3 protein-coding genes are annotated in these 3230 nt (G+C 75.0%); 1 reads left to right on the top strand and 2 read right to left on the bottom strand.

From position 1 onward, the window contains the following. Positions 1-405 (top strand): DoxX family protein (locus FOE67_RS20860; RefSeq protein ID WP_182666374.1); only part of this gene is annotated, 405 nt, incomplete at its 5' end. Between the two features lie 191 nt (positions 406-596). On the opposite strand, the gene FOE67_RS20865 is transcribed toward FOE67_RS20860, so the two are convergent. Together FOE67_RS20865 and FOE67_RS20870 are read right to left on the bottom strand one after the other, a co-directional pair. Continuing rightward, the gene (locus FOE67_RS20865) at positions 597-1397 is read right to left on the bottom strand and encodes a TetR family transcriptional regulator (protein ID WP_182666375.1); all 801 of its coding nucleotides are present in this window, start codon (positions 1395-1397) and stop codon (positions 597-599) included. 10 nt (positions 1398-1407) lie between these two features. Continuing rightward, positions 1408-3192 carry a 3-hydroxyacyl-CoA dehydrogenase family protein gene (locus FOE67_RS20870; RefSeq protein ID WP_323385188.1) on the bottom strand — a complete coding sequence of 595 codons (1785 nt, stop codon included), beginning with the start codon at positions 3190-3192 and terminating at the stop codon, positions 1408-1410. Positions 3193-3230: the final 38 nt, after the last annotated feature.

The following is a 3230-nucleotide window of genomic DNA, read 5'->3' on the forward strand; positions in this document are numbered from 1 at the left end:
CCCCGGCACCCCCCCCGTGCCCTCGCCGGCCTCCTCGGCGCGGCGGGGGTGCTGCACTTCGTCGTCCCACGGCCGTTCGACGCGATCGTGCCCCGCTCCCTGCCCGGCCGTCCCCGCGACCGGACCCGGATCAGCGGTGCCGCCGAACTCGCCCCGGCCGCGGGACTGGTCGCTCCCCGCACGCGCCGGGCGAGCGCCCTGGCCACGGCGGCCTTCCCGGTCGCCGTGTGGCCGGCCAACGTGAAAATGGCCCGGGATTGGAGTCGCCGTCCGGCGCCGTGGTCGGGGATCGCCCGGGCCCGGGTCCCCGGGCAGGTTCCGCTGGTGGTGTGGGCCCTGCACGCCGCCCGACCCGACCGACCCGACGGGCGCGGGCGACCGGGATCCGGTGGGGGAGCGCGGTGACCGTGGAGATGAGGGAGCCGGTGGGCTCCGTGAGGCCCGTGGACCCCGTGAAGGGGGCGGGAGGGCCGGTCTCGGCCGGCACGCGGTGCCGGCACCGCCTGCCGGTGGGACCGGCCCTCCCGGATGTCGACCCCCACCCCGACGGCGCCCGACGCCGCACGGGTCGGGTGCCCGGGCCGTGCGGGGAGGCGTCACCGCCGCCGCAGGGCCTCCTCGATCGAGCGCATGACCTCCGGCAGCGGCGCGTCGGCACGGGCCACCGTCACCACCACCTCCGGCGCCGGGGGCGCCCCGCCGGGCTCACCGCCGGCGGTCACCGGCAGGCTGCCGAAGGTCCGCCGCACCACGGCGAACGCCCGGTCCAGGTCGCCCTCCACATCCCCCTGCCCCCCGCTGCGCAACCACCGCCGCAACACGTGGTTGTGGGCCGTGACCACAGCCGAGGCGGCGACCTCCGCCAACAGCGGCTCGTCCCCGGCGCTGCCCTCCCGGTGCGCCGACTCGTCGAACTGCTCCAACAGGTAGCGGGTGAACAGCCGCTCGTACCGGGCGACCGAGGCGATCTCCCGCTCCCGCAGCGCCGGCACCTCGCGGGTCAGCTGGTAGCGCTCCACCGACACCGCCGGGGAGGCCGCGTACATCCGCATGACCTCCTTGATCCCCCGACAGACGGTGTCGATCGGGTTCTCCCGGGCCGGAGCGGCCTCCAGGACCGCCCGGGCCCGCTCCAGGGTGTCGTCGTGGTCGGGGAAGATCGCCTCCTCCTTGGAACGGAAGTGGCGGAAAAACGTCCGTCGCGCGACGCCGGCCGCCGCGGCGATCTCGTCCACCGTGGTGGCGGCGTAACCCTTGGTCGCGAAGAGCTCCATCGCCGCCGCGGCCAGCCGCCGCCGCACCTTCAGGCGCTGTGAGGCGGCGGCCGGCGCCTGTGGCGCGCGGACATCGGGTGACACGGACTTCACGGGCTGGGCCATGAGCCGAACGTAGCCCATCCGCCCGCCCTCAGGATGCCGCCCGGGTGTATTCCCGGAAGCCCCGCCCGGTCTTCCGCCCCAGGCAGCCCGCCTCCACCAGTTGCCGCAGCAGCGGGGCGGGGGCCAGCGAGGGATCGCGGAACTCCCGGTGCAGGGTCTCCTCGATCGCCAGCGACACGTCCAGCCCCACCACGTCCAGCAGTTCGAAGGGGCCCATCGGGTAGCCGCCGCCCAGCTTCATCGCCGTGTCCACGGCGTCCGGGGTGGCGTAGTGCTCCTGGACCATCTTCACCGCGTCGTTCAGGTAGGGGAACAACAGGGCGTTGACGATGAAGCCGGCCCGGTCGCCGCAGTCCACCGGGTGCTTGCGGATCCGGGAGCAGACCTCGTGGACGGTGGCGTGCGCCTCGTCCCCCGTCAGGACCGTGCGCACGACCTCCACCAGCTTCATGGCGGGGGCGGGGTTGAAGAAGTGCATCCCGATGACGTCCTGCGGGCGGGAGGTGGCGCGGGCACACGCCACCACCGGGAGCGAGGAGGTCGTGGTGGCCAGCACCGCGCCGGCCCGGCACACCTTGTCCAGGGCGCGGAAGAGGTCCTGCTTGACCGTCAGGTCCTCGGCGATCGCCTCGACGGCGAGGTCCACGTCGGCCAGCGCGTCGAGGGTGTCGGCGGGCACGATCCGGGCCAGCGCGGCGTCCCGGTCCCCCGCCGACATCCGTCCCTTCGTCACCGAGCGATCGAGGGACTTCGCGATCCGCCCCCGGGCCGTGTTCGCCTTTTCCTCGCTGCGGGCCACCAGGATCACCGGGTACCCGGCCTTCGCGAAGACCTCCGCGATGCCCGAGGCCATCGTCCCGGAGCCGACCACGCCGACGGTCTCCACCGGACGGCCGCCCGTGGTCCGCCCGCCGCGGTCGCCGCTTCCCCCGCCCGTCGGAGGGTCGGGCACCACCTCGGCGTCGGGGCCGGTCCCCGAGTAGGTGTAGAAGCCGCGCCCGGCCTTGCGGCCGGTCATGCCGGCCTCGGCGAGCTGGCCCAGGACGGGGGTCGGGGCGTGCAGCCGGTCCCGGGAGCGCTCGTACATCGCCTCCAACACCGCCCGCGCGGTGTCGATTCCGATCAGGTCGAGCAACTCCAGCGGACCCATCGGCAGACCGCAGCCCAGCCGCATCGCGGCGTCGATGTCCTCGCGCGTGGCGTACCGCGCCTCGTACATCGCGGCGGCCCGGTTGAGGTAGCCGAACAGCAGGCCGTCGGCGATGAAGCCGGGCCGGTCGCCGGCCGCCACGGGCTCCTTGCCCAGGTCCCGGGCCAGCGCGGTGACCCGCTCGATCGCGTCCGGCGAGGTCAGCACCGAGGAGACCACCTCGACCAGGCGCATCGCGGGCACCGGGTGGAAGAAGTGCAGACCCACCACGCGTTCGGGGCGGGCGGTCTCGGCGGCCAGGCGGGTGACGGGCAGGGCGTTGGTGCCGGTGGCCAGGACGGCGTCCGGGCGCACGAGGTCGTCCAGCGCGGTGAGCACCGACAGCTTCAGGTCGTAGTCCTCGGGCACCACCTCGATCACCAGGTCGGCGGGGGCGGCGTCGGCGAGGTCGGTACCGGCGCGGAACCGGGAGAGGAGGTCGTGGCGTTGCTGCTCGGTGATCCGGCGGCGCTCGACACCGCGGTCGGCCGAGGCCCGCAGCCGTGCACCGGCGCGCTCGGCGGCGGCCGGGTCGATGTCGATGCCGATGACCTCGCGCCCGGAGCGCAGCAGGACCTCGGCGATGCCGGTACCCATCGTGCCCAGACCGACGACGGCGACCACGGGCAGCGGGGGGTGGGACTTCCCGGCGGGTGCGGGGG

The sequence above is a fragment of the Streptomyces calidiresistens genome (assembly GCF_014141525.1).
Lineage (GTDB): Bacteria > Actinomycetota > Actinomycetes > Streptomycetales > Streptomycetaceae > Streptomyces > Streptomyces calidiresistens.

Coding starts and splice junctions, on each gene's coding strand:
- FOE67_RS20865 (WP_182666375.1), bottom strand. CDS start 1,397: ATGGGCTACGTTCGGCTCATGGCCCAGCCCGTGAAGTCCGTGTCACCC.